Origin of the sequence: Pseudomonas sp. CCI1.1 (assembly GCF_034348165.1) — a bacterium.
Lineage (GTDB): Bacteria > Pseudomonadota > Gammaproteobacteria > Pseudomonadales > Pseudomonadaceae > Aquipseudomonas > Aquipseudomonas paracarnis.
This window is the reverse complement of record NZ_CP133780.1, coordinates 4,319,357-4,343,831: the sequence shown is the minus strand read 5'-3', so window position 1 is coordinate 4,343,831 and position 24,475 is coordinate 4,319,357. Positions and strand designations below refer to the sequence as shown.

23 protein-coding genes are annotated in these 24,475 nt (G+C 61.0%); 15 read left to right on the top strand and 8 right to left on the bottom strand.

Annotated elements, in window-relative coordinates; all coding sequences use genetic code 11:
* Nucleotides 1-4: 4 nt before the first annotated feature.
* The 5 genes from RHM69_RS19720 to gcvH all read left to right on the top strand — a co-directional run bounded on the left by RHM69_RS19720 (nucleotide 5) and on the right by gcvH (nucleotide 5,831).
* Complete coding sequence (locus RHM69_RS19720) at nucleotides 5-1,222, top strand: 2-octaprenyl-3-methyl-6-methoxy-1,4-benzoquinol hydroxylase (RefSeq protein ID WP_193385115.1); 1,218 nt, start codon at nucleotides 5-7, stop codon at nucleotides 1,220-1,222.
* 162 nt (nucleotides 1,223-1,384) lie between these two features.
* Nucleotides 1,385-2,389 carry an extracellular solute-binding protein gene (locus tag RHM69_RS19715; RefSeq protein ID WP_014720404.1) on the top strand — a complete coding sequence of 335 codons (1,005 nt, stop codon included), beginning with the start codon at nucleotides 1,385-1,387 and terminating at the stop codon, nucleotides 2,387-2,389.
* 150 nt (nucleotides 2,390-2,539) lie between these two features.
* A complete protein-coding gene (locus RHM69_RS19710; protein ID WP_130174993.1) occupies nucleotides 2,540-4,156 on the top strand; it encodes an ABC transporter permease in 1,617 nt (538 codons plus the stop codon).
* Nucleotides 4,157-4,312: 156 nt separating this feature from the next.
* On the top strand, nucleotides 4,313-5,395 hold the full coding sequence (gcvT, locus tag RHM69_RS19705; RefSeq protein ID WP_003195295.1) for a glycine cleavage system aminomethyltransferase GcvT: 1,083 nt from the start codon (nucleotides 4,313-4,315) through the stop codon (nucleotides 5,393-5,395).
* A gap of 52 nt (nucleotides 5,396-5,447) precedes the next feature.
* Nucleotides 5,448-5,831, top strand: coding sequence for a glycine cleavage system protein GcvH (gene gcvH, locus RHM69_RS19700; RefSeq protein ID WP_020301818.1), 384 nt, complete (start codon nucleotides 5,448-5,450; stop codon nucleotides 5,829-5,831).
* A gap of 130 nt (nucleotides 5,832-5,961) precedes the next feature.
* On the opposite strand, the gene RHM69_RS19695 is transcribed toward gcvH, so the two are convergent.
* The 6 genes from RHM69_RS19695 to RHM69_RS19670 form a co-directional block, all read right to left on the bottom strand.
* The gene (locus RHM69_RS19695) at nucleotides 5,962-7,104 is read right to left on the bottom strand and encodes a DegT/DnrJ/EryC1/StrS family aminotransferase (protein ID WP_038451935.1); all 1,143 of its coding nucleotides are present in this window, start codon (nucleotides 7,102-7,104) and stop codon (nucleotides 5,962-5,964) included.
* Between the two features lie 164 nt (nucleotides 7,105-7,268).
* On the bottom strand, nucleotides 7,269-7,583 hold the full coding sequence (locus tag RHM69_RS19690) for a DUF2388 domain-containing protein (protein WP_003176799.1): 315 nt from the start codon (nucleotides 7,581-7,583) through the stop codon (nucleotides 7,269-7,271).
* A gap of 68 nt (nucleotides 7,584-7,651) precedes the next feature.
* Nucleotides 7,652-8,098 (bottom strand): NfeD family protein, encoded by a 447-nt coding sequence (locus tag RHM69_RS19685; RefSeq protein ID WP_014720400.1) that lies wholly within the window; start codon nucleotides 8,096-8,098, stop codon nucleotides 7,652-7,654.
* A gap of 10 nt (nucleotides 8,099-8,108) precedes the next feature.
* A complete protein-coding gene (locus RHM69_RS19680) occupies nucleotides 8,109-9,029 on the bottom strand; it encodes an SPFH domain-containing protein (RefSeq protein ID WP_003195285.1) in 921 nt (306 codons plus the stop codon).
* Between the two features lie 76 nt (nucleotides 9,030-9,105).
* A complete protein-coding gene (locus RHM69_RS19675) occupies nucleotides 9,106-10,800 on the bottom strand; it encodes a GspE/PulE family protein (RefSeq protein ID WP_200599451.1) in 1,695 nt (564 codons plus the stop codon).
* A 79-nt stretch (nucleotides 10,801-10,879) separates the two neighbouring features.
* Nucleotides 10,880-11,218: a hypothetical protein gene (locus RHM69_RS19670; protein ID WP_014720398.1), complete on the bottom strand. Its 339-nt coding sequence runs from the start codon at nucleotides 11,216-11,218 to the stop codon at nucleotides 10,880-10,882.
* 127 nt (nucleotides 11,219-11,345) lie between these two features.
* On the opposite strand from RHM69_RS19670, the gene RHM69_RS19665 reads away from it, so the two are divergent.
* Entirely contained in the window at nucleotides 11,346-11,816 is a 471-nt protein-coding gene (locus RHM69_RS19665) for an Lrp/AsnC family transcriptional regulator (protein ID WP_003195279.1), read from the top strand.
* Nucleotides 11,817-11,889: 73 nt separating this feature from the next.
* Here RHM69_RS19665 and RHM69_RS19660 read toward each other — a convergent pair whose 3' ends face one another.
* The gene (locus RHM69_RS19660) at nucleotides 11,890-13,257 is read right to left on the bottom strand and encodes an inorganic triphosphatase (RefSeq protein WP_020301821.1); all 1,368 of its coding nucleotides are present in this window, start codon (nucleotides 13,255-13,257) and stop codon (nucleotides 11,890-11,892) included.
* Nucleotides 13,258-13,415: 158 nt separating this feature from the next.
* On the opposite strand from RHM69_RS19660, the gene argE reads away from it, so the two are divergent.
* Both argE and argA read left to right on the top strand, forming a co-directional pair.
* Nucleotides 13,416-14,564 (top strand): acetylornithine deacetylase, encoded by a 1,149-nt coding sequence (gene argE, locus RHM69_RS19655; protein WP_014720396.1) that lies wholly within the window; start codon nucleotides 13,416-13,418, stop codon nucleotides 14,562-14,564.
* Nucleotides 14,565-14,697: 133 nt separating this feature from the next.
* Nucleotides 14,698-15,996: an amino-acid N-acetyltransferase gene (gene argA / locus RHM69_RS19650; RefSeq protein ID WP_014720395.1), complete on the top strand. Its 1,299-nt coding sequence runs from the start codon at nucleotides 14,698-14,700 to the stop codon at nucleotides 15,994-15,996.
* 113 nt (nucleotides 15,997-16,109) lie between these two features.
* Here argA and tauA read toward each other — a convergent pair whose 3' ends face one another.
* Nucleotides 16,110-17,096, bottom strand: coding sequence for a taurine ABC transporter substrate-binding protein (tauA, locus tag RHM69_RS19645; protein ID WP_200599453.1), 987 nt, complete (start codon nucleotides 17,094-17,096; stop codon nucleotides 16,110-16,112).
* A gap of 370 nt (nucleotides 17,097-17,466) precedes the next feature.
* On the opposite strand from tauA, the gene RHM69_RS19640 reads away from it, so the two are divergent.
* From RHM69_RS19640 to ssuB, 7 genes are all read left to right on the top strand, one after another.
* Nucleotides 17,467-18,810 carry an OprD family porin gene (locus RHM69_RS19640; RefSeq protein WP_014720393.1) on the top strand — a complete coding sequence of 448 codons (1,344 nt, stop codon included), beginning with the start codon at nucleotides 17,467-17,469 and terminating at the stop codon, nucleotides 18,808-18,810.
* 274 nt (nucleotides 18,811-19,084) lie between these two features.
* Nucleotides 19,085-19,723, top strand: coding sequence for a peroxiredoxin (locus RHM69_RS19635; RefSeq protein WP_003195267.1), 639 nt, complete (start codon nucleotides 19,085-19,087; stop codon nucleotides 19,721-19,723).
* A gap of 318 nt (nucleotides 19,724-20,041) precedes the next feature.
* Nucleotides 20,042-20,635: an NADPH-dependent FMN reductase gene (gene ssuE / locus RHM69_RS19630; RefSeq protein WP_020301824.1), complete on the top strand. Its 594-nt coding sequence runs from the start codon at nucleotides 20,042-20,044 to the stop codon at nucleotides 20,633-20,635.
* A 97-nt stretch (nucleotides 20,636-20,732) separates the two neighbouring features.
* Nucleotides 20,733-21,701 carry a sulfonate ABC transporter substrate-binding protein gene (locus RHM69_RS19625; protein ID WP_200599455.1) on the top strand — a complete coding sequence of 323 codons (969 nt, stop codon included), beginning with the start codon at nucleotides 20,733-20,735 and terminating at the stop codon, nucleotides 21,699-21,701.
* A gap of 26 nt (nucleotides 21,702-21,727) precedes the next feature.
* Complete coding sequence (gene ssuD / locus RHM69_RS19620; RefSeq protein ID WP_003195260.1) at nucleotides 21,728-22,876, top strand: FMNH2-dependent alkanesulfonate monooxygenase; 1,149 nt, start codon at nucleotides 21,728-21,730, stop codon at nucleotides 22,874-22,876.
* A 9-nt stretch (nucleotides 22,877-22,885) separates the two neighbouring features.
* The gene (ssuC, locus tag RHM69_RS19615; RefSeq protein WP_003195258.1) at nucleotides 22,886-23,671 is read left to right on the top strand and encodes an aliphatic sulfonate ABC transporter permease SsuC; all 786 of its coding nucleotides are present in this window, start codon (nucleotides 22,886-22,888) and stop codon (nucleotides 23,669-23,671) included.
* Nucleotides 23,668-24,474 carry an aliphatic sulfonates ABC transporter ATP-binding protein gene (ssuB, locus tag RHM69_RS19610; RefSeq protein WP_014720389.1) on the top strand — a complete coding sequence of 269 codons (807 nt, stop codon included), beginning with the start codon at nucleotides 23,668-23,670 and terminating at the stop codon, nucleotides 24,472-24,474. Before ssuC ends, ssuB begins: the two co-directional genes overlap by 4 nt.
* The last annotated feature ends 1 nt before the right edge of the window (nucleotide 24,475 follow it).

The window sequence follows — 24,475 nt, the reverse complement described above, 5'->3', positions numbered from 1 at the left end:
GGACATGCGCGCAGATGTGCTGATTGTCGGGGCCGGAATGGTCGGAAGCGCCCTGGCGCTGGCGTTGCAGGGCAGTGGCTTGCAAGTACTGCTGCTCGACGGCAGCCCGTTGAGCGTCAAGCCATTTGACCCGGCTGCGGCGTTTGAACCGCGGGTGAGCGCGTTGTCGGCGGCCAGCCAGCGCATTCTTGAGCGCCTGGGCGTGTGGGACGGTATCGTAGAGCGGCGTGCCAGCCCCTATGGCGAAATGCAGGTATGGGACGGCAGCGGCACCGGGCAGATCCACTTCTCGGCGGCCAGTGTGCATGCCGAGGTGCTTGGGCATATCGTCGAGAACCGCGTGGTGCAGGATGCCTTGCTCGATCGCCTGCATGACTGCGACCTCGGCCTGCTGGCCAGTGCGCGCCTGGAACAGATGCGCCGCTCCGGCGATGACTGGTTGCTGACCCTGGCCGACGGCCGCAAGCTGCGCGCGCCGCTGGTGGTGGCTGCCGACGGTGCCAACTCCGCCGTACGCCGCCTGACCGGTACACCTACCCGTGAATGGGATTACCTGCATAACGCCATCGTCACCAGCGTGCGCAGCAGTCAGCCGCACCAGCGTACCGCGTGGCAACGCTTCACCGACACCGGTCCGCTGGCGTTCCTGCCGCTGGTGCGCGATGGGCAGGAAGACTGGTGTTCGATAGTCTGGTCGACCACGCCCGCCGAATCCGAGCGTTTGATGGCGCTGGATGACGAAGGCTTCTGCCGTGAGCTGGAGCGTGCTTTCGAGGGGCGCCTGGGCACCGTGCTCAGTGCTGACCCGCGTGTGTGCGTACCGTTGCGCCAGCGCCATGCCAAACGCTATGTGGCCGAAGGCCTGGCATTGATCGGCGACGCCGCTCACGTCATCCACCCGTTGGCGGGGCAGGGCGTCAACCTGGGTTTCCTCGATGCAGCCGTGCTGGCCGAAGTGCTGTTGGCGGCGACCGAGCGCGGCGAGCGCCTGGCCGATGTGAAAGTGCTGAGCCGTTACGAGCGGCGCCGCATGCCCCATAACCTGGCGCTGATGGCGGCGATGGAAGGCTTTGAGCGCTTGTTCCAGGCCGATCAACTGCCGCTGCGCTGGTTGCGCAACGCGGGTTTGAAAATCGTCGACCAGATGCCCGAAGCCAAAGCCGTGTTTGTGCGCCAGGCACTCGGATTGACTGGCGATCTCCCCGAACTCGCCAAACCCTGAACTGACAATACAACCCTCTGTGGGAGCCGGGCTTGCCCGCGATGAGGCCGTCAGCTCCGGCGCATATTCTGGCTGTGCAACATCTGGTAACGCCTCCACCAAGCGTTACCAAATGTGAGTCCTTATCATTTGCCCTCCATTTGCAAATGAGAGACCGCACCCATGTTGGCACCCAAGCGCCTCCTGACTGCCCTGGCACTCACCCTGATCGGCAGCACCACCGTGCAGGCGGCCGACGAAGTCGTGGTCTACTCCTCGCGTATCGACGAACTGATCAAGCCTGTGTTCGACGCCTACACCAAAAAGACCGGCGTACAGGTCAAGTTCATCACCGACAAGGAAGCCCCGTTGATGCAGCGCATCAAGGCCGAGGGCGAGAACGCCACCGCCGACCTGCTGCTCACCGTTGACGCCGGCAACCTCTGGCAGGCCGAGCAGATGGGCATCCTGCAACCGTTCACCTCTCCTGTGATCGACAAGAATATTCCTCTGCAATACCGCTCATCGGCCCACGCCTGGACCGGTTTGAGCCTGCGGGCGCGAACGATCGCCTATTCCACCGACCGGGTAAAACCGGGCGACCTGACCACCTACGAAGCCCTGGCCGACAAGCAGTGGGAAGGCCGCCTGTGCCTGCGCACGGCGAAAAAAGTTTACAACCAGTCGCTGACCGCCACGTTGATCGAGACCCATGGCGCGGCCAAGACCGAAGAAATCATCAAGGGTTGGGTGAATAACCTCTCCACCGACGTGTTCTCCGATGACATCGCCGTGCTGGAGGCCATCAACGCCGGGCAATGCGACGTGGGTATCGTCAACACCTATTACTACGGTCGCCTGCACAAGCAGAAGCCAGACCTGGCAGTGAAGTTGTTCTGGCCGAACCAGGGCGACCGCGGCGTGCATGTGAACCTCTCCGGCATCGGCCTGACCCAGCACGCACCACACCCGGAAGCGGCCAAGGCGCTGGTGGAGTGGATGACCACGCCTGAGGCGCAGAAGATCTTCGCCGACGTCAACCAGGAGTTCCCGGCCAACCCGGCGGTACCGCCATCGGCGGAAGTGGCGACCTGGGGCAAGTTCGTGGCCGATACCTTGCCAGTGGAAGTGGCAGGCAAGCGCCAGGCCGAAGCGATTCGCCTGATGGATCGCGCTGGCTGGAACTGAAGCTGCGCCGCTCGACTGTGGGAGCTGGCTTGCCCGCGATTGCATCACGTCGGTATCACTGATACACCGGGGTGCTTGTATCGCAGGCAAGCCAGCTCCCACATTGGTTAGTGGCCGCTTCAACATCTTTATTTTTCTGAGAGCTTTTCCTTGGCCCACCCCGCCCAACGTCGCTGGTACCTGCCGGTTTTCAGCGTCGCCGCCTTGGTGCTGTTGCCGCTGAGCGTGCTGCTGCTGTCCTGGCAAAGCATCGACCCGCAGATCTGGTCGCACCTCTGGGACACTCAGATGCCCCGCTTGCTGGGCAACACCTTGACCCTGGTGCTCGGTGTCGGCCTGGGCGTGACGCTGCTGGGCGTCAGCCTGGCCTGGCTGACCAGCCTGTGCGAGTTCCCCGGGCGGCGCTGGCTCGACTGGGCACTGATGTTGCCCTTTGCAATCCCTGCCTATGTGCTGGCCTTCGTGTTTGTGGGCCTGCTGGATTTCGCCGGCCCGGTGCAAACCCTGCTGCGCGAGTGGTTCGGCACCGGGTTGCGCTTGCCGCGGGTACGCTCTACCAGCGGCGTGGTCATCGTGTTGGTGCTGGTGTTCTATCCCTATGTCTACCTGCTGGCGCGCAGCGCGTTCCTGGCTCAGGGCAAAGGCTTGATGGAAGCGGCGCGGGTGCTGGGGCAATCGCCATGGCAAGCGTTCTGGCGTGTGGCATTGCCAATGGCGCGGCCAGCGATTGGTGCTGGTGTGGCCTTGGCGTTGATGGAGACACTCGCGGATTTTGGCGCGGTCTCGGTGTTCAATTTCGACACCTTCACCACCGCTATCTATAAAACCTGGTACGGCTTTTTCAGCCTGTCCAGTGCCGCGCAACTGGCGAGTCTGCTGCTGCTGGTAGTGATGTTGGTGCTGTATGGCGAGCGACGTGCGCGCGGGGCCAGTCGACCGAGCAATGAGCGCCCGCGGGGCAAGGCGTTGTACCACTTGCGCGGGTTCAAAGCCGTGGCGGCCAGTGCGTGGTGCGGCCTGGTCTTCGCCTGTGCGTTCGTGATTCCGATGCTGCAACTGGTGGCGTGGTTCTGGCAGCGTGGCCGCTTCGACCTAGATGAACGTTACACCGGGCTGATCGTGCATACCCTCTACCTGGGCGGTATCGCAGCCCTGATCACCGTCAGCGTCGCGCTGATACTGGCCTTTGCCAACCGTCTGGCGCCCACCCGGGCGATTCGCTCTGGTATCAGCCTGGCCAATGTCGGCTATGCCTTGCCAGGCTCGGTGCTGGCGGTGTCGATCATGCTGGCGTTCAGCTATCTGGACCGCGAGCTGGTGGTGCCGCTCTCCGGCTGGCTGGGCGGGGCGGGCAAGCCTTTGCTGCTGGGCAGCCTGTCGGCACTGGTGCTGGCGTACCTGGTGCGGTTCCTGGCGGTGGCCTACGGGCCGCTGGAAAACAGCCTGGCGCGAATCCGACCGTCTTTGCCCGAAGCGGCACGCAGCCTTGGGGTGAGCGGCCCACGACTGTTTTGCAAAGTGTATCTGCCGTTATTGCTGCCGGGCGCGTTGAGCGCAGCGCTGCTGGTGTTCGTGGATGTGCTCAAGGAAATGCCGGCCACCTTGCTGATGCGCCCGTTTGGCTGGGACACCCTGGCGGTCCGCATCTTTGAAATGACCAGTGAAGGCGAATGGGCACGGGCGTCTTTGCCGGCGCTGACCCTTGTGCTGGTCGGCTTGTTGCCGGTCATCGGGCTGATTCGTCGCTCGGCTCGGCAAATCGGTTAGGTGCCAGTCCTACGGCTTGAGGCTACAATGCGCGGCATTCGGTGCGCTCCGTCTTTCGGATCGACCTGCTGTATGTGGCTGCGGGCCTTGTAGTACAAGGTGTTCGGCGCACGTGGCAGCTCTGCGCGCCTTCGCCAAGCCCGGAAGGAGAAACCCATGGGACAGCGTACGCCTCTGTATGACCTGCATCTCGCCCTCGGCGCGAAAATGGTCGATTTTGGCGGTTGGGATATGCCTTTGCATTACGGCTCGCAAGTTGAAGAACACCACCAGGTGCGACGCGACTGCGGGGTCTTCGATGTATCTCATATGACCGTGATCGATGTCACCGGCCCCCAGGCCAAGGAATGGCTCCAGTACCTGCTGGCCAATGATGTCGACCGACTGCACGGCTGTGGCCGTGCGTTATACAGCGCCATGCTCAACGAGCAGGGCGGGGTGGTGGACGACATGATCGTCTACCGCACCGAAACCGGTTACCGCCTGGTGGTCAACGCCGCCACGCGCGATCAGGACATGGCCTGGATGCAGGCGCAACTGGGCAGCTACTCAGTGCAACTGCATGAGCGCTCCGAGTTGGCCATGCTCGCCATCCAAGGCCCCCACGCCCGGCAGAAAATCGCCGAACTGGTGACCCAGTCCCGTGGCATCCTGATCCATCAGCTCAAACCGTTCGAAGGCCGGGCCGATGGCGACTGGTATATCGCCCGCACCGGCTATACCGGCGAAGACGGCCTCGAAATCGTGCTGCCGGCCGATCAGGCACCGGGCTTTTTCAACGACCTGGTGGGCGCTGGCATTTCCCCCATCGGCCTCGGTGCGCGCGATACCTTGCGCCTGGAGGCCGGCATGAACCTGTATGGCCAGGATATTCACCAGGCCGTCTCGCCGCTGGCGGCCAACATGGCCTGGAGCATCGCCTGGGAACCTGTCGAGCGTAACTTCATTGGCCGCGCTGCGCTGGAAGCAGAAAAAGCAGCCGGCGTGCAGTTCAAACTGGTCGGGCTCGTCCTTGAAGAGCGTGGTGTGCTGCGTGCTCACCAAGTGGTTCGTATCGCCAATGTTGGCGAAGGAGAGATCACCAGTGGTAGTTTCTCGCCTACGCTAAGCAAATCCATTGCGCTGGCGCGTGTGCCGACGGCGACTGCCGACCGGGCCGAAGTGGAAATCCGCGGCAAGTGGTATCCGGTTCGAGTGGTCAAGCCGACCTTCGTGCGTCATGGCAAAACCCTGATCTAACCAATTCCGGCAGGCCAATGGCCGCTGACATTTCATCTTGAGGACACAGACTATGAGCAATATCCCTGCCGACCTGCGTTTTGCCGAAAGTCACGAATGGGCCCGTCTGGAAGCTGACGGCACCGTGACCGTCGGGATCTCCGACCATGCACAGGAAGCTTTGGGTGATGTGGTGTTTGTTGAACTGACCGAAGTGGGCAAGGTGTTTGCCGCTCAAGACCAGGCGGGCGTGGTGGAGTCGGTCAAGGCCGCTTCGGATATCTACTCGCCGATTGCGGGCGAAGTACTTGCCGTCAACGAAGAATTGGGTGGCAGTCCTGAGCTGTTGAACTCTGACCCGTACGGCGCCTGGATCTTCAAGCTCAAGCCAAGCGACAAGGCCGAGCTGGACAAACTGCTGGATGCCGCCGGCTACAAAGCCGCGATCGGCGAATAAACGCAACAGCTGCAACAGCACACCTCAATGTGGGAGCTGGCTTGCCTGCGATTGGATCACCCGGGTATCACCGATACACCGAGGTGCCAGCATCGCAGGCAAGCCAGCTCCCACAGTTGATTTGTTGTGATCAGCCTTTTTTCAGTACGGCTTTAACCGCCGCTACAGCCCGCTCCACATCCGCCTCTGTCATCGCCGTGAACATCGGCAACGACACGATCAAACGCCCAACACGTTCGGCCACCGGGAACATGCCTTCCTTGAAACCCTGTGCCCGATAGAGGCTCAGCAGGTGGATCGGCGGGTAGTGATAGCCGATACCCACGCCGTGGGCCTGCATCTGCTCCATGAACGTCGCACGGGCTGGCAGGCCATCCTGGCGCTCCGGCAATACCAGTTGGAACAGGTGCCAGTTGCTGTTTTCGAAGTCGGCCGGCGGCAGTTGCGCGCCGTATTGGGCTTCGAAATTGCTGCCGAAGCATTTGAAGTAGTGCCGTGCCAGGTTCTGACGATGGGCGGTGATTTTCTCGATGTGCGCAAATTGCCCCAGGCCGATGGCGGCGGCAATGTCGGTCATGTTGAACTTGCCACCCAGCACATCCACATCCAGGCCATCGAAGCCGCTGCGGGTGACGCCTTGCAGGCGGTACTTCTCTGCCAGACGGGCCTCCTCGGCATTGTTCAACACCAGGCAGCCGCCTTCGGACGACGTGATGTTCTTGTTCGCCTGGAAGCTGAAGGACACGAAGTCGCCAGTTGCGCCGATGCGTTCTCCATCCCAGCTGGACCCCAGGGCCTGGGCAGCATCTTCGACAATGCGCAGGTTGTACTTGTTGGCCAGCGCGTAGAGCATCGGCATATCCAGGGGCAAGCCGGCCAGGTAGACCGGGATGATCGCCTTGGTGCGCGGAGTAATGGCGGCTTCCACCTGGGCCAGGTCGATATTGCGCGTCACCGGGTCGATGTCGGCGAAGACGGGAGTGGCACCCACTTCGAGAATCACGTTGGCCGTGGCAACCCAGGAGATTGGCGTGGTGATGACTTCATCCCCAGGCCCGATCCCGGCGATGCGCAAGGCGATCTCCATGGTGCAGGTGCCCGAGTTGAAGGTGCGCACCGGACGTCCGCCAAAATAGTCTGACAACTGTGCTTCGAACGCCTGCACCTTTGGCCCGCTGGTGATCCAGCCGGAACGCAGAACATCGCCGACCGCCGCGATGGTGGCTTCATCAATGGTCGGTTTGGAAAACGGCAGGAAGGGCTGTTGGCTCATGACGAAGAAGGCATCCGTTTCAGGTAGGCAATGAAAAATAGACGTGTCAGTAGGGCATGGTTGCACGCTGAGACTGAATATAGCCTGTCATCCATGAACGATTCGTCATGCAGCAGGCAAAAAAATGCCGCTTGAAAAAGCGGCATTTTTTATGAGGGCAGTTGTTACTCGGTTACAGCATTCTTCGCCAGGATGGCGTTAGCCAGTTCCATGTCGGTGGCTTGGAGGCCAGGGTTGTCGGCGCGGACCTTCTGCATGGCCGCTTCCAGGTACGGGCCGCGAATGCCGCCGTCGCTGGCGACGAAGCTGCCTGCGTCGTCCTGGGCGGCGACCACCAGCTTGTGGTCCTTGAACGTCAGGTAAGTCGAGCCAGTGGTGGCGCCCGACGAGATGACATTACGCCAGAAGCTATCGGCCATGGCTGAGCCGACAGGTAGGGAAAGCACAGCGAGGGTTGCGACAGCATATTTGAGACGCATGATGGGTGACTCCGGTGGGTTATCTGTACGTTTTGATTGTAGTTAACCCGATCCAGTTCCATCACTGACTAAACAGTTTCAACCTTCAAAATCACCCCATCCTGCCCAACCACGCGGACTTGAGCGCCCACGGGGGCGTCGGCACCGGTGACCATCCACACGCCATCGCCGACTTTGACCTTGCCGCGGCCATCCACTATGGCTTGATGCACCACGAAAGTGCGCCCGACCAACTCTGAACCGCGCTCGTTCAACCCCGGTTGATCGCTGGCCTTGGCACTGCTGCGTTGGCGTTTCCACCAGTACACGGCGGTCAGTATCGACAACACCGCAAACAGCAGCAGTTGCCATTCCAGCCCCAGCGGCGGGAACAGGAACTTGATCACGCCCACGGCTGCGGCGGCGATGCCCATCCAGAGCAGGTAGCCTCCGGCACCGAACACCTCGAGAATCAACAGCACGGTGCCTAGGGCTAACCAGTCCCAAAACGACAAATGCAGCAAAAAGTCCCACATGGTGTTGGCCTCAGCCTTTCTGGTTGCCGAAGGTTGCCTTGACGATTTCGCCGATACCGCCCACGGCGCCAATCACCTGGCTGGCTTCCAGCGGCATCAGGATGACCTTGCTGTTGTTGGCAGACGCAAGCTTGCCCAGGGCGTCGATGTATTTTTGCGCGACGAAGTAGTTCACCGCCTGCACGTTGCCCGACGCAATGGCTTCGGACACCACTTGTGTCGCCCGCGCTTCGGCTTCGGCCTGGCGCTCGCGGGCCTCGGACTCCAGGAACGCTGCCTGGCGGCTGCCTTCGGCTTCAAGGATTTGCGCCTGCTTTTTGCCTTCCGCTGTCAGGATCGCCGACGCCCGCAGGCCTTCGGCTTCGAGGATCTGTGCGCGCTTGATCCGTTCGGCTTTCATTTGGCCGGACATGGCGGCCATCAGGTCGGCAGGCGGGCTGATATCCTTGATCTCGATACGGGTGATCTTGATGCCCCATGGCGCAGTGGCTTCATCCACGGTGCGCAGGAGTTTTTCGTTGATGCCGTCGCGCTGGCTCAGCATGGCGTCCAGTTCCATGGAGCCGAGTACGGTACGGATATTGGTCTGCAGCAGGTTGCGGATAGCATGTTCGAGGTTGTTGACCTCATAGGCGGCCTGGGCGGTGTTGACCACCTGGAAGAAGCACACGGCATCGATCTGCACGGTGGCATTGTCGGCGGTGATGACTTCTTGAGGCGGGATATCCAGCACGCTTTCCATCACGTTGATCTTGCGACCGATGCGGTCCATGACCGGGATGATGATATTCAGGCCGGGCTTGAGGGTGTTGGTGTAGCGGCCGAAACGCTCGACGGTCCATTGGTAGCCCTGGGGCACCACTTTGAACCCCATGAACAGGATGGCGATGGCCAAGCCCACGAAAAGAAGCAGTACGGTTCCGATCTGCATAGCGATTCCCTATCTGAAGGTGTCAGTGAATGACATTAGGCCGATTGTAACGGTCTGGTCACGGATAAGGACGGTTTCATGGCCCAACAAACAAAGGATTTGTTTCTGAATCCCCTGGCGTGACCCGCAACACCTCCGTCATCGTGGTCAGCCCGGCCTTCACTTTCTCGATGCCGGCCATGCGCAGGCTGCTCATGCCCTGCGCCAGTGCCCCACGGCGCAGGGCTTGTACGTCCGCGCCTGGAGTGACCAGCGCCTGGAGTGCCGGGCCCATGAGCATGATTTCATACAGTCCGGCCCGGCCTCGATAACCGCTGTCACGGCAGTGTGCACAGCCGACAGCTTCGTAGCCGCCATCGTCCTCCAGGCCCGCGGGGTGCTTGCAGTGGCTGCACAGAAGCCGCACCAGGCGCTGCGCCATCACACCTATGAGCGTGGCTTTGATCAAATAGTGAGCAATGCCCAGTTCCTGCAGACGGCTGATGGCACTGGGTGCATCGTTGGTGTGCAGGGTCGAGAGCACCAGGTGCCCGGTCAGCGCGGCCTGGATAGCCATCTCTGCGGTTTCCTGGTCGCGGATTTCGCCGATCATGATGATGTCCGGGTCCTGGCGCAGCAGGGCGCGGATGCCGCTGGCGAAGGTGAGGTCGATGTTGTGCTGGACCTGCATCTGGTTGAAGGCCGGCTCGACCATTTCAATCGGGTCTTCCACCGTGCACAGGTTGACCTCGCGGGTCGCCAGTTGCCTGAGAGTGGTGTAGAGGGTGCTGGTCTTGCCTGAGCCGGTCGGGCCTGTGACGAGGATGATGCCGTGGGTGCGTCGCGTCATGGCGTGCCAGCGTTGCTGGTCGGCGCTGGACAAACCCAACTGGTCGAAATCCTTGAGCAGCACCTGTGGGTCGAAAATTCGCATCACCAGTTTTTCGCCGAATGCCGTGGGCAGGGTGGAAAGCCGCAGTTCCACTTCGACACCCGCAGGGTTCCTGGTCTTGACGCGGCCATCCTGGGGCTTGCGTTTTTCGGCCACGTTCATTCGCCCCAGGCTTTTCAGGCGGCTGACCACGGCCATGGTGACCTGCGGGGGAAATTGATAGACGTCATGCAGCAGCCCATCAATGCGAAAGCGCACCCGACCCTGGTCGCGGCAGGGCTCGATATGGATGTCGCTGGCTCGTTGGCCAAAGGCGTATTGCAGCAGCCAGTCGACGATGTTGACGATATGCGCGTCGTTGGCGTCCGGCTCCTTGTCGCTGGCGCCGAGGCTGAGCAAGTCGACATTGCCAGGCGTCGTCATTTTTTGATCCGCACCGCTGACGGACTTGGCCAAGCGGTAAAACTCGTTGATACAGCGCTGAATATCCTGAGGGTTGGCAACCACGCGCTTGATCGTGCGTTTGAGTACCTGGGACAGCCCGGCTTCCCAAGTGGTGATATGGGGTTGGGCACTGGCGACCGTCACGCTGTGGGCATCCACCGCGACTGCAAGAATGCCGTGGCGCTGAGCAAAGGCGTGGGACATCAAGGGCACCACGGCCGCCACATCAATCTTCAATGGGTCGATGCGCAGGTAAGGCTGGCCGACCTGCCGGGCCAGCCATTGAATCAAGGTCTCCAGACAAGGGCCCTGGGCTGCGATGCATTCCAAGGGATGCTGGCTGCCGGACGCTGGCGCTACCTTTTGCGCCGCCTGCGCCGTGATCAACCCTTGCTCGACCAGCGCCGGCAACAATTGCTGCAGTTCCAAGAGGTGATCGTGAGCGGCGACGGGCATGCAGGTTTTCCTGGGGCGTGGGGGTAATCCCAGGCTAGCCAGCCGCTGAAGATCCTGCTGGCGCGTGTGTTGCCGGTTTTTACTGCGCCATCGCCGCCAGCGCTTGAGGCCGCTCGGAATCAGCCGACCACAGCTCCAGGGTGCAGACGCTGATCAGGTTTCGAATCTTTTCACCGATCACCTGGGCGCGGTGCCAGCTCAGGCCGGTCATCACGATATCGATGCTCAGCAGGTCGGCTTCCCGGTTCATGCTGACCTGGGTGGGCGTGAGCAATTGCAGCGCGAAGTAGTTCAGCACCCGGCACAGCACGTCCGGTTCAGCCTCGGCGACGATGCGATAGTGCGCCTGGCAGTGGCTGCTATTGGCGGCCCACGCATCGACGCGGGTGGCGGGGTAGGCGGTTTCGACGGCATGCATGCTGACTCTCCAGTTTAGACTGGAGAAATTTTTACATTCGCCTCGGGAGATTTCTTATCTAAAATAAGCCCGTTTGGCGATAAATCGACCAGAACAATTCAAGATAAGCCTATTCAGGGGTGCGTTTATGCACAGTGAGTTGGACGCCTACGACCGCCGTATCCTGGCCTTGCTGCAAGAGGATGCCTCGCTCTCCAGTGCACAGATTGCCGAACAGGTCGGCCTGTCGCAGTCGCCATGCTGGCGGCGTATTCAGCGGCTCAAGGAGGAGGGGGTGATCCGCGGCCAGGTCACCCTGCTGGACCGCAAGAAAATCGGGCTCAATACGCAGATTTTCGCCGAGGTCAAACTCAACGCCCACGGTCGCTCCAATTTCACTGAGTTCACCGAGGCGATTCGCGGTTTTCCGGAAGTGTTGGAGTGCTACGTGCTGATGGGGGCGGTGGATTTTCTGCTGCGTATCGTCACCTCGGATATCGAGGCGTACGAGCGGTTTTTCTTCGAGAAGTTGTCGATGGTGCCGGGGATCCAGGAGGTCAACTCGATTGTGGCGCTGTCGGAGATCAAGTCCACCACCAGCCTGCCAGTCTTGCGCTGACAGGGAGGGCCTCATCGCGGGCAAGCCCGCTCCCACAGCAAATGTGGGAGCGGGCTTGCCCGCGATAGCGGTATTACAGGCGCAGAAGGGTCTTCCAGGCACGATTCTGATACACCGCAATCGCCTGATGCATACGCGCATCCAGGGATTCATCGGTAATCGGCTGGTTGGCCAGGTGCGCCAGCTTGTTCAGTTCGCCGTACAATCGGTCCAGCTCAGGAATGTCCACCACATGGCGCGCATGGTGCAGCCAGGCCTGGATGCGTTCGATACGCGGCAGTTGCTCGGCCAGATCTTCCGGCTGTTGCTGGTAGCGCTGCAGTTGCAGGGCGACGGCGTCGTCGGCCAGCAGGCGTGGCAGCCAGTTGGTGATTTGCGCAGCGCCCTGGCGGTTGCCACGCACATTACGCTCGGCCGTCCAGGTGCGGGCCAGCAGCCAGCGCGAGAGGTTGAGTGAGAACAGGCCCCAGCGCACGTCTTGCAGCTCTTCGATGAACTGTTCCGGCGCGGCTTTGCGAATGTCTTCATCGTCGTCACCGGCCTGGACCAGCGGGCGCCAGTCTTCCAGCAACGCATCCAGGGCGCTGCGCAGTTCGCTGGTGGATTGGCGCGGCGCGGCCTGACCGAGGCTGCCGATCAGGGCGCGCAACTCGCCGAGGTTCTCGACCCAGTCCTGCAGCAGGCGCCAGTGGCCATTGAAGCGGTATTGCTCAGCCAGGCGCTGGCTGCTGCCCAGCAGGTGCCACAGGATCGCGGCGAAGGCGTCGTCCAATGGCATTTCGGCGTGGATCTGTGGCGCCGGCAGGCTCAGGGAGTAGCTGCTGGCGTCATACAGGCGATAGCCGCGTTCGGCCTTGCTGATGTCGCACGGCATCAGGGCCAGGGTTGCGGCCAGCTCGGCGGCCAGTTCCAGCAGGGCCGCCGGTTCGCCTTCGCGCAGTTCCAGTTCCAGCTCGCAGATTTCTTCTTTCTGCTTGCCGACCACCACATGGCCCAGGTCCAGGGCGGCTTCGATCACCACCTTGGCCTTGCCACGGCCCCAGGCGATCTCGGCGCGTTCACGCACGAAGTCGGTGGTGAAGATCGGCTTGAGGGTCTTTTTGTCCAGCTCGGCCAGTTGCTCGGGCCAGCACTCGCCATCGAGTTTCTTCACGTCGAGCTTGGCTTTGGGCAGGTCCCAGTTGTATTCGTTGCGTTCCGACAGGCCGGCGACGCTTTGGCCGCGGGTCTTGAGGGTCTGGATGATGTCGTCACCGTCCTTGCGCAGGCGCAGGGCAACCTTGGCCTGGGCCAGGTCACGCTCGGGGGTGTCGAAGTACTGGTTCATCAACTCACGGCGTTCCCAGCCACTTTTGTTGCGTTTTTTCAGTAACGGGTGCTCACGCAGCGCGGCGAGTGTTTCGCGGCTGACGCGTAGCTTGATTTCGGTTTCTTTCTGCATGGCCGGAAAATCCAGGATCGGGAGCGCAGCCGGGGAAAAGTGTGGCTGCCAAGGTCGTGCAGTGTACAGGACTGAGCCCGGCAACGTGCCGCAACGGTTTATTGTGTCGCGCAGATGCCTCTATAGTGAGGTTCATCCGGGAAGTTGGGAGACCGCGCATGCCGTTACCGTCCATGAAAGAGCAGTTCGCCGCCTTGATCGCCGCGCCGTCGGTGAGCTGCACCCAGGCGTCTCTCGACCAGAGCAACCGCCCGGTGATCGACCTGCTCGCCGCTTGGCTGGGCGACCTGGGCTTTGCCATCGATATCCAACCAGTCAGCCCCGGCAAGTTCAACCTGTTGGCCAGTTTCGGCAGCGGCCCCGGTGGCTTGGTGTTGGCGGGGCATAGCGATACCGTGCCGTATGACGCGGCGCTGTGGAAGACCGACCCGCTCAAGCTGACGGAAGTCGATGGTCGCTGGGTAGGGCTGGGCAGTTGTGACATGAAGGGGTTCTTCGCACTGGTTATCGACGCGGTGTTGCCGCTGCTGGACCAACCCTTCAAGCAACCGCTGTTGATCCTTGCCACCTGTGATGAGGAAAGCTCTATGTCCGGTGCCCGTGCGCTGGCCGAGGCGGGGCGCCCATTAGGTCGTGCAGCTGTGATCGGCGAGCCGACCGGGCTCAAGCCTATCCGCTTGCACAAAGGCGTGATGATGGAGCGCATCGACATCCTCGGGCGCAGCGGCCACTCGTCGGACCCCAGCCTGGGCCACAGCGCCCTGGAAGCCATGCATGACGCCATCGGCGAACTGCGCGGCCTGCGCCTGGCGTGGCAGCGCGAGTACCGCAACGCGCAATTCAGCGTGCCGCAGCCGACGATGAACTTCGGCTGCATTCACGGCGGCGACAACCCCAATCGCATCTGCGGCCAATGCTCCCTGGAGTTCGACCTGCGCCCCCTGCCGGGCATGGACCCCGAGGTGCTGCGCGCCGCGATTCGCCAGAAGCTCGAACCCGTGGCCGAGCGGCATAAGGTCAAGATCGACTACGCGCCGTTGTTCCCCGAAGTGCCACCCTTTGAGCAGCCCGAAGACGCCGAGTTGGTGCGGGTGGCGGAGCGTTTGACCGGTCATCGTGCCGAAGCAGTAGCGTTCGGCACCGAAGCGCCTTATCTTCAGCGCCTTGGTTGCGAAACCCTGGTGCTCGGCCCTGGCGACATTGCCTGCGCCCACCAGCCTGGCGAGTACCTTGAAATGTCACGCTTGACGCCTACAGTGCGTCTATTGCGGGAACTGATCGAACACTACTGCCTGAAACCTGCATAAATTAACCCCTGCCCATTCGTACATAAGGAGAGTGAGCGTGTCGCCAAGCCTGTTCCGACGATAACCATCAGCCGCTGTGCGCTTTCACGATCGATCCTTTATTTGGCTGCTTTTTATTACAGGCCCAGGTGTTATGCCCGAATACGTCAACTGGCTTCGTCACGCTTCGCCCTACATCAACGCCCACCGCGACTGCACCTTTGTAGTCATGCTGCCCGGCGATGGTGTGGACCACCCCAACTTCGGCAATATCGTCCACGACCTGGTGCTGCTTCACAGCCTGGGTGTGCGCCTGGTGCTGGTGCATGGCTCGCGCCCGCAAATCGAAACCCGCCTTCAAGCACGCGGCCTTACCCCGGCTTACCACGAAGGCTTGCGCATCACCGATGCTGCGACGCTGGAGTGTGTGATCGACGCGGTGGGCCATCTGCGTATTGCCATCGAGGCGCGCTTGTCCATGGACATGGCGTCCTCGCCGATGCAGGGCTCGCGCCTGCGCGTGGCCAGCGGCAACCTGGTCACCGCACGGCCAATCGGCGTGCTTGAAGGCGTGGACTACCACCACACCGGCGAAGTGCGCCGGGTCGACCGCAAGGGCATCAACCGCCTGTTGGATGAGCGCTCTATCGTGCTGCTGTCGCCGTTGGGGTATTCGCCCACCGGCGAGATCTTCAACCTGGCCTGCGAAGACGTCGCCACCCGCGCCGCCATCGACCTGGGCGCCGACAAATTGCTGCTGTTCGGCGCCGATCCCGGTCTGATCGATGAGAACGGCCGCCTGGTGCGTGAATTGCGCCCACAACAAGTACCCGCGCACCTGCAACGCCTGGGCAGTAACTATCAAGCCGAACTGCTCGATGCCGCTGCCGAAGCCTGCCGGGGTGGAGTAGGGCGCAGCCATATCGTCAGCTACGCCGAAGATGGCGCCTTGCTTACCGAACTGTTCACCCGCGATGGTGGCGGTACGCTGGTGGCCCAGGAACAATTCGAACTGGTGCGCGAAGCGGCGATTGAAGACGTCGGCGGCTTGCTGGACCTGATCAGCCCGCTGGAAGAGCAGGGCATTCTGGTGCGCCGTTCGCGGGAAGTGCTGGAGCGTGAGATCGAACAGTTCAGCGTGGTCGAGCGCGAAGGCATGATCATCGCCTGCGCGGCGCTGTATCAGATCGCGGATTCGGATGCGGGGGAGTTGGCGTGCCTGGCAGTGAACCCGGAGTACCGCCACGGCGCGCGAGGCGATGTGTTGCTCGAACGCATCCAGACCCGGGCACGCGCCCAGGGCTTGAAAACCCTCTTTGTACTCACCACCCGTACGGCCCACTGGTTCCGCGAACGCGGTTTTGTGCCGAGCAGCGTGGACCGCCTGCCGTCGGCGCGGGCGTCGCTGTACAACTATCAGCGCAACTCGAAGATTTTCGAGAAGGCCCTGTAAAAGAATACTGCTCTGTGTGGGAGCTGGCTTGCCTGCGATAGCGGCGCCTCGGTTTAACTGCAGGACCGAGTTGCTGGTATCGCGGGCAAGCCAGCTCCCACCAAAGACTGTATTTATTGTGGGATGAATTTGTCGGTCACATAGGCCGAATAATCCGGCAGCACCGTCTCCACCTTCCCCTGTTCCTTCAGGAACTTCGCCGTCTCCCCAATCGCCTTCGCCGTGCCGCCCTTGAGCAGCGCAGCGGTTTGTTGTGCCTGCGCATCCGGAAACGTCGTACCGGCCAACAGTTCCGGAATGTCGTCGGCATTTGAACCTGTCAATTTGGCGATTTTCTGCACTGGCTCGGAATCCACCGTCCAGCTGTCTTTGTGGGCGGCATAGTCGGCAAAGGCATCCAGGGTAACTTTGGCGAACTTGGCCACTACCTCAGGATGTTTTTGCGCAAAATCCTTGCGCGCCACCCACACCTCAAACGTCGGTGCGCCCCATTGGCCCACCTGCGCCGCGTCTGTCAGGGTTTTTCCGGTCTTGCGGATTTCGCCCAGGGCCGGTGACCACACAAAAGCCCCATCAATATCGCCACGCTTCCAGGCGGCGGCGATTTCGGCCGGTTGCAGGTTCACCACTTTGACTTGTTTGGTGTCCAGCCCCCAGTGTTTCAGCGCGCCGAGCAGGCTGTAATGGGAGGTGGAGACGAAGGGCGTGGCGATGGTTTTACCAATCAAGTCCTGGGGGTTGTCGATGCCACTGCCGTTGCGCACCACCAGGGCTTCAGAAGCGTTGATCTGTGCCGATACGATAAACGCCACAATCGGCAGGTTGCGCGAGGCCGCCGCCGCGAGCGGGCTGGAGCCGAGGTTGCCGATTTGTACATCACCGGAAGCGATGGCCGTGACTACCTCTGGCCCGCTGTTGAAGCGGCGCCAGGCGATTTTTTCGCCGATGGCTTTTTCGTACAGACCGTCGGCCTGGGGAACCTTGCTGGGATCGATGCCGGTCTGGTAGCCCACCGTCAGGTCGGCGGCGTTGACACCAAAAGAAAGTAATAGCGATACAAAAACTGTAACAAATTGACGGGAGGATGTGCGTTTGGCCATGATGGCGTCGCCTTTTTGATCGTGAGTGACGTATGCAACCGTACGGCAACACTAATCGATCTAAAAAAGCACCATTAAATACCCTTTAGGAATTAGCTTATGGAGCGGCGCGTCTATCCTGACCGACCAGCTTCACGGAAAGTCTTATTCCTGGATCGTATGAAAAAGAATGAAATAATTCTTTTTGGGTGTATGAAAAACTCATTACCCTGCAGGGACCAAATCAACTGCGATTAGACGAAGGTAGTAGACACACAAGGTTACGATTGACTTGGTGGTCACTATCTGGCGCTAATCGCGCATCTGTGGATCGAGGGCGTCAGACCCGAGACCAAAGAAATACAAAAATTAGAAATGAGAGGAGCGGTACATGAAGAAGTCCACCTTGGCTGTGGCTGTAACGTTGGGCGCAATCGCCCAGCAAGCAGGCGCTGCCGGTTTCATCGAAGACAGCAAGGCCACACTGGGCCTGCGTAACTTCTACATCAACACCGATAACCGCGAAGGCACGGCCAACCCGAGCAAGAACGAAGAATGGGGCCAAGGCTTCGATCTGCGTTTCATCTCCGGTTACACCCAAGGCACTGTTGGCTTCGGTCTCGACGCTATCGGCCTGTTGGGTGTTCGCCTGGATTCCGGCGGCGGCACCAACGGTGCGACTGCCAGCTCTTACGGCGGCACTATCTTCCCGAGCAAGTCCAATGGCGAAGCCGTTGATAACTACTCGAGCCTGGGCCTGACCGCCAAGGCCAAGATCTCCCAGACCGAACTGAAGCTGGGTACCTTGCAGCCCAAGCTGCCGGTCATCGTCACCAACGATGGTCGTATGCTGCCGCAGACCTTCCAGGGTGGCCAGATCACCTCCAGCGACATCAAGGACCTGACCCTGGTCGCCGGCCAGATCGAAAAAGCCAAGGGCCGTAACTCCAGCAACAACGAAAGCCTGTCCATCTCCGGCGCCAACAGCCGTGGTGTGAACTGGCGTTCGAGCAACAAGTTCTACTACGCCGGTGGCGACTACAAGATCACCAAGGATCTGACCGCCCAGTACTACTACGGCAACCTGGAAGATTTCTACAAGCAACACTTCCTGGGCCTGACCCACAACTGGGCCATTGGTCCAGGCGTGCTGAAGTCTGACCTGCGCTACTTCAACAGCTCCGACGATGGTAACAACGGCAACCAGTCCGCTTACTTCTCGACGGGCAACTACAGCGGCGTGAACTCCGGCCGTGGCAAAGTCGACAACAACCTGTACAGCGGCCTGTTCCTGTACTCGGTTGCCGGCCACACCTTCGGTGGCGGTTACCAGGTCAGCAACGGCAGCAGCGACTTCCCTTGGCTGAACCAGGGTGACGGCTCGTCGGCTTACATCACCACCGACATGCAGATCCAGAAGTTCGCCCGTGCCGGCGAGCGCACCTGGCAAGCTCGCTACTCCTACGACTTCGCCAAGGTGGGCGTACCTGGCCTGACCGCGGGTGTGGTTTACCTGAAAGGTGATCATATCGACACCGTCGCCAGCAACCGTACCGAGTTCACCGGCCAGTCCGAGTGGGAACGTGACATCACTGTTGCCTACGTCGTACCGGAAGGTCCGCTGAAAAACGTCGGCGTGGCGTGGAAAAACGCTATGTGGCGCAGCGACATCGCCAACGCACGTAACCAGGACGAAAACCGCCTGATCGTCAGCTACTCGATCCCGCTGTTGTAAGACTGTAAAACCTTGCCCGGCGCAATGCCGGGCAAGGTGTCTTGCTGTTCAAGTCGGGCTCAACCCCCGCAAGCCCTTCCTGAATCCCTCTTTTTTGCAGCGTCTCAAGGCCTTCTCGAACCTTGTAAGCGATGTTGGCCTCAGGCCGTTCCCAAGTCCAATGAACTGATTTTTAATATTCCTTTATCGTCTAGATAAATCGATATTTATTCTTTTTAAATCAGCAAAAATCCATGCACAGTGGGCTCCATAAGCACTCATCAGGAGCCACACCATGAGCCTAAGACTGGGCGACATCGCCCCCGACTTCGAACAGGATTCCAGCGCCGGCAAGATTCGCTTCCACGAATGGCTGGGCGACAGCTGGGGTGTGCTGTTTTCCCACCCGGCGGACTTCACGCCGGTGTGCACCACCGAACTGGGTTTCACCGCCAAGCTCAAGGACGAATTCGCCAAGCGTGGGGTCAAGGCCATCGCCCTGTCGGTAGACCCAGTGGACTCGCACCACAAGTGGATCGAAGACATCAACGAGACCCAGAACACCGTGGTCAACTTCCCGATCCTGGCCGACGCCGACCGCAAGGTCTCGGACCTCTACGACCTGATCCACCCGAATGCCAGCGATACCCTCACCGTGCGCTCCTTATTCGTGATCGACCCGAACAAGAAGATCCGCCTGACCATCACCTACCCGGCCAGTACCGGGCGTAACTTCCATGAAATCCTGCGGGTGATCGACTCGCTGCAACTGACCGACAACCACAAGGTGGCGACGCCGGCCAACTGGCAGGATGGGGATGAAGTGGTGATCGTGCCGTCACTCAAGGACGAGGAAGAGATCAAGAAACGCTTTCCCAAGGGCTATCGCGCGGTGAAGCCGTACCTGCGTCTTACCCCACAACCCAATCGTTAAGGCTGATATCGCCATCGCGGGCAAACCCGGCTCCCACAGTTGACCGCATTCCCCTGTGGGAGCCGGGCTTGCCCGCGATGGCGGCCTGATGAACAGCACAGGCTTCAAGTTGCAAACCGTCTCACACAGCAGGGGTTTTCAGGCCGTTTCGACGGCCTTTTTTTTCGCCTGGCGATTGGTTAAACGCTTATGTATTTATGGAATAAACAAATGAATAAATAAGATTTATAGATATATAAATTGGCTGATAAGGTCTATCCCATCTTGGCGCCATCGCCGCACAGCGAACCGCCGACACTTGCTCAAGGAATCTCCTGCATGCTGGTCGTAACACTTGGAGGCAGTCCCAGCCAGCGTTCCCGCTCTGGGGTCTTGCTGGATAAAACCCGTCAGTGGCTGCAACAGCAGGGCGTGGAAGTGGTGAGTTACCAGATACGGGACTTCCCGGCTGAAGACTTGCTGCACGCACGCTTCGACAGCCCCAAGGTCATCGACCTGCTGCAACAAGTCGCCAATGCTGACGGGCTGGTGATCGCCACGCCGGTGTACAAGGCGTCGTTTTCCGGGGCGTTGAAAACCGTACTGGACCTGCTGCCGGAGCGTGCGCTGGCCCATAAGGTGGTGCTGCCGATGGCGACCGGCGGCAGCATCGCCCACATGCTGGCGGTGGACTACGCCCTGAAGCCGGTGCTGTCGGCCCTCAAGGCGCAGGAATTGCTCCACGGTATTTTTGCCGAAGACAGCCAGATCGCCTATGGCGAAGGCAGTGTTCAGGCGCAACTGGTGCCGGTACTTGAACAGCGTCTGCACGAAGCCCTGGAGCAGCTCTACAGCGCCATGGCGCGACGGCCAAAACCTTTGGACCCTGACGTATTGAATGAACGTTTGTTGAGTGCTCGCTGGAGCATCTGAGCCTCACCCCGAAAAGCTGGAAACCCTCACCTTACTCAGCCGACAACGGCCAAGCAGGTGCAGCCAAAACCCTAATCGCACAGTTGGAGAGAGCGCCATGCGCACTGTCATCTTGCGTCGTGGTCTGGTCGCACTCTTTGCTGCGGCTGTGTCCTTCGGCGCCATCGTTAAAGCCCAAGCCGCCGAGACCTTGCGGATCGGTTATCAGAAGTACGGCACCCTGGTGCTGCTCAAGGCCAAGGGCACCCTGGAAAAACGCCTGGCCGACCAAGGCGTGCAGGTGCAGTGGACCGAGTTCCCCGGTGGCCCGCAATTGCTCGAGGGCCTGAACGTCGGCTCCATCGACTTCGGCGTTACCGGCGAAACCCCACCGGTGTTTGCCCAGGCGGCTGGCGCCGATCTGCTCTACGTCGCCTACGAACCACCCGCGCCTACCAGCGAAGCGATCCTGGTGCCCAAGGACTCGCCGATCAAATCGGTGGCCGAGCTCAAGGGTAAAAAGGTCGTGCTCAACAAAGGCTCCAACGTGCACTACCTGCTGGTGCGTGCCCTGGAAGATGCCGGCCTCAACTACACCGACGTAAAGACCGTGTTCCTGCCCCCCGCCGATGCCCGTGCCGCATTCGAGCGTGGCAGCGTGGACGCCTGGGTAATCTGGGACCCGTACCAGGCCGCCGCCGAGAAGCAACTGCAAGCGCGCACCCTGCGAGACGGCACCGCAATTGCCGACAACCATCAGTTTTACCTGGCCACCAAATCCTACGCCGAACAGCACCCGCAAGTGATCAAGGCGTTGGTGGAAGAGGTGCGTGCGGTAGGCGAATGGTCCAAGGCCAACCCGCAGGAAGTGACTGAGCAGGTCGCCCCACTGCTCGGCCTGCCGGCAGATATCACCCTCACATCGGTGAAACGCCAGGGCTACGGCGCGCTGTTCCTGACCCCGGAAGTGGTCGCCGCCCAGCAGAAAATCGCAGACACCTTCTACCAACTCAAATTGATCCCCAAGCCCTTGAGCATCAAGGACGTGATCTGGACGCCACCCGCCGCGGTTGCCAAAGCGCCGTAATCCGACTTCATTCAGGAGACAACTCCATGAGCCTCAATATTTTCTGGTTCCTGCCCACCCACGGCGACGGTCATTACCTTGGCACCGCCGAAGGCGCCCGCGCTGTCGACCACGGTTACCTGCAACAAGTGGCCCAGGCTGCCGACCGCCTGGGTTTCGGCGGGGTGTTGATCCCTACGGGCCGCTCTTGCGAAGACTCGTGGTTGGTGGCCGCCTCGCTGATCCCCGTGACCCAGCGCTTGAAATTCCTGGTTGCCCTGCGCCCTGGGATCATCTCCCCGACCGTGGCCGCGCGTCAGGCCGCGACCCTGGATCGCCTGTCTGGTGGCCGTGCGCTGTTCAACCTGGTCACCGGTGGCGATCCGGAAGAACTGGCTGGCGACGGATTGTTCTTGAGCCATGAAGAACGCTACCAGGCGTCGGTGGAATTCACCCGCATCTGGCGCCGTGTGCTGGAAGGCGAGACCGTGGACTACGACGGCGAGCACATCAGCGTCAAAGGCGCCAAATTGCTCTACCCACCGATCCAGCAGCCACGCCCGCCGCTGTATTTCGGCGGTTCCTCCGAGGCCGCCCAGGACTTGGCGGCCGAACAGGTGGAGATGGTGCTGACCTGGGGCGAGCCGCCGGCAGCCGTTGCGGAAAAGATCGCGCAGGTACGCGCCAAGGCTGCAAAACTGGGACGCACGGTGCGCTTTGGCATTCGTTTGCATGTGATCGTGCGCGAAACCAACGACGAAGCCTGGAAAGCCGCCGACAAACTGATCTCCCACCTGGACGACGAGACCATCGCCCGCGCCCAGGCGTCCTTGGCGCGCTTCGATTCGGTGGGCCAGCAACGCATGGCAGCCTTGCATGGTGGTAGCCGTGACAACCTGGAAGTCAGCCCCAACCTGTGGGCCGGCGTCGGCCTGGTACGTGGCGGCGCAGGGACGGCGCTGGTGGGCGATGGCCCCACGGTTGCGGCACGGGTCAAGGAGTACGCGGACCTGGGTATCGATACCTTTATCTTCTCCGGTTATCCACACCTGGAAGAGTCGTATCGGGTCGCCGAGCTGTTGTTCCCGCACCTGGATATCGAACGTCCCGAGCTGCCCAAAAGCGCCGGCTACGTCAGCCCGTTTGGCGAGATGGTTGCCAACGACATCCTTCCCAAAGCTGCGTCACAGAGCTGAGGCGCCGTTATGGACTTAGAAAAAATCAGCCATCGCGTGGCGCCCTGGGTGCTGCCGATCTTATTGCTGGCGGTGTGGCAGTTGTCGGTGTCGGCGGGTTGGTTGTCGACGCGCATTCTGCCAGCGCCGAGTGCAGTGATCGAAGCCGGGGTGAACCTGGTGGTCAGCGGCGAAATCTGGACGCACCTGGCCATCAGCGGCTGGCGCGCCGGCCTGGGCTTTGTGATCGGAGGCAGCATCGGTCTGGCCCTGGGCTTTATCACCGGCTTGTCGAAGTGGGGCGAGCGCTTGCTCGACAGCTCCGTGCAGATGATCCGCAACGTGCCGCACCTGGCGCTGATTCCGCTGGTGATCCTGTGGTTCGGCATTGATGAGACCGCGAAAATTTTCCTGGTGGCCCTGGGTACCTTGTTCCCGATCTACCTGAACACTTACCACGGCATCCGCAATGTCGACCCGGCACTGGTGGAGATGTCGCGCAGCTATGGCTTGTCCGGTTTCAGCCTGTTCTGGCAAGTGATTCTGCCGGGCGCGCTGCCGTCGATCCTGGTGGGGGTGCGCTTCGCCCTGGGCTTCATGTGGCTGACGCTGATCGTGGCGGAAACCATTTCGGCAAGTTCCGGCATCGGTTACCTCGCGATGAATGCCCGTGAATTCCTGCAAACCGACGTGGTGGTGCTGGCCATCGTCATGTACGCCATCCTCGGCAAACTGGCCGACCTGGCAGCCCGTGGGCTGGAACGTGTGTGGCTGCGCTGGCACCCGGCGTACCAAGTCAAAGGAGGTGCAGCATGACGGCTCAACAACCTCCGCGTCTGTTGAAGGGCATCCCGCTGGCAGTGCGCAAATTGCGCAAGGCCTTTGGTACCCGCCAAGTGCTCAAAGAGATCGACCTGCATATTCCTGCGGGGCAGTTCGTGGCCGTGGTCGGTCGCAGTGGTTGCGGCAAAAGTACCTTGCTGCGCCTGCTGGCGGGGCTGGACAAAGCCAGTGGCGGCGAGCTGCTGGCCGGCTCCGCGCCACTGCACGAAGCGATTGAAGATACGCGGTTGATGTTCCAGGAAGCGCGTTTGCTGCCCTGGAAAAAGATCATCGATAACGTCGGCCTGGGCCTCAAGGGCGACTGGCGGCCCAAAGCGCTGGATGCGCTGGAAGCGGTTGGCCTGGCCGAGCGCGCCAATGAATGGCCGGCGGCGTTGTCCGGTGGCCAGAAACAGCGCGTGGCACTCGCCCGGGCGTTGATCCATCAGCCGCGCCTGTTGCTGCTCGATGAGCCGCTGGGCGCACTGGATGCCCTGACCCGCATCGAGATGCAGCAACTGATCGAAAACCTGTGGCGCAAGCACGGTTTCACGGTGTTGCTGGTGACCCACGACGTCAGCGAAGCCGTGGCGATTGCCGACCGCGTGATTCTGATTGAAAACGGCGAAATCGGCCTCGACCTGAACATCGACCTGCCACGCCCACGGGCCCGTGGCTCACACCGCCTGGCCGCGCTGGAAGCCGAAGTGCTCAACCGCGTGCTGTCGCTACCCGGTTCCCCACCGGAACCCGAACCTGTTTCACCGCTGCCGACGCAATTGCGTTGGGCTCAATAAC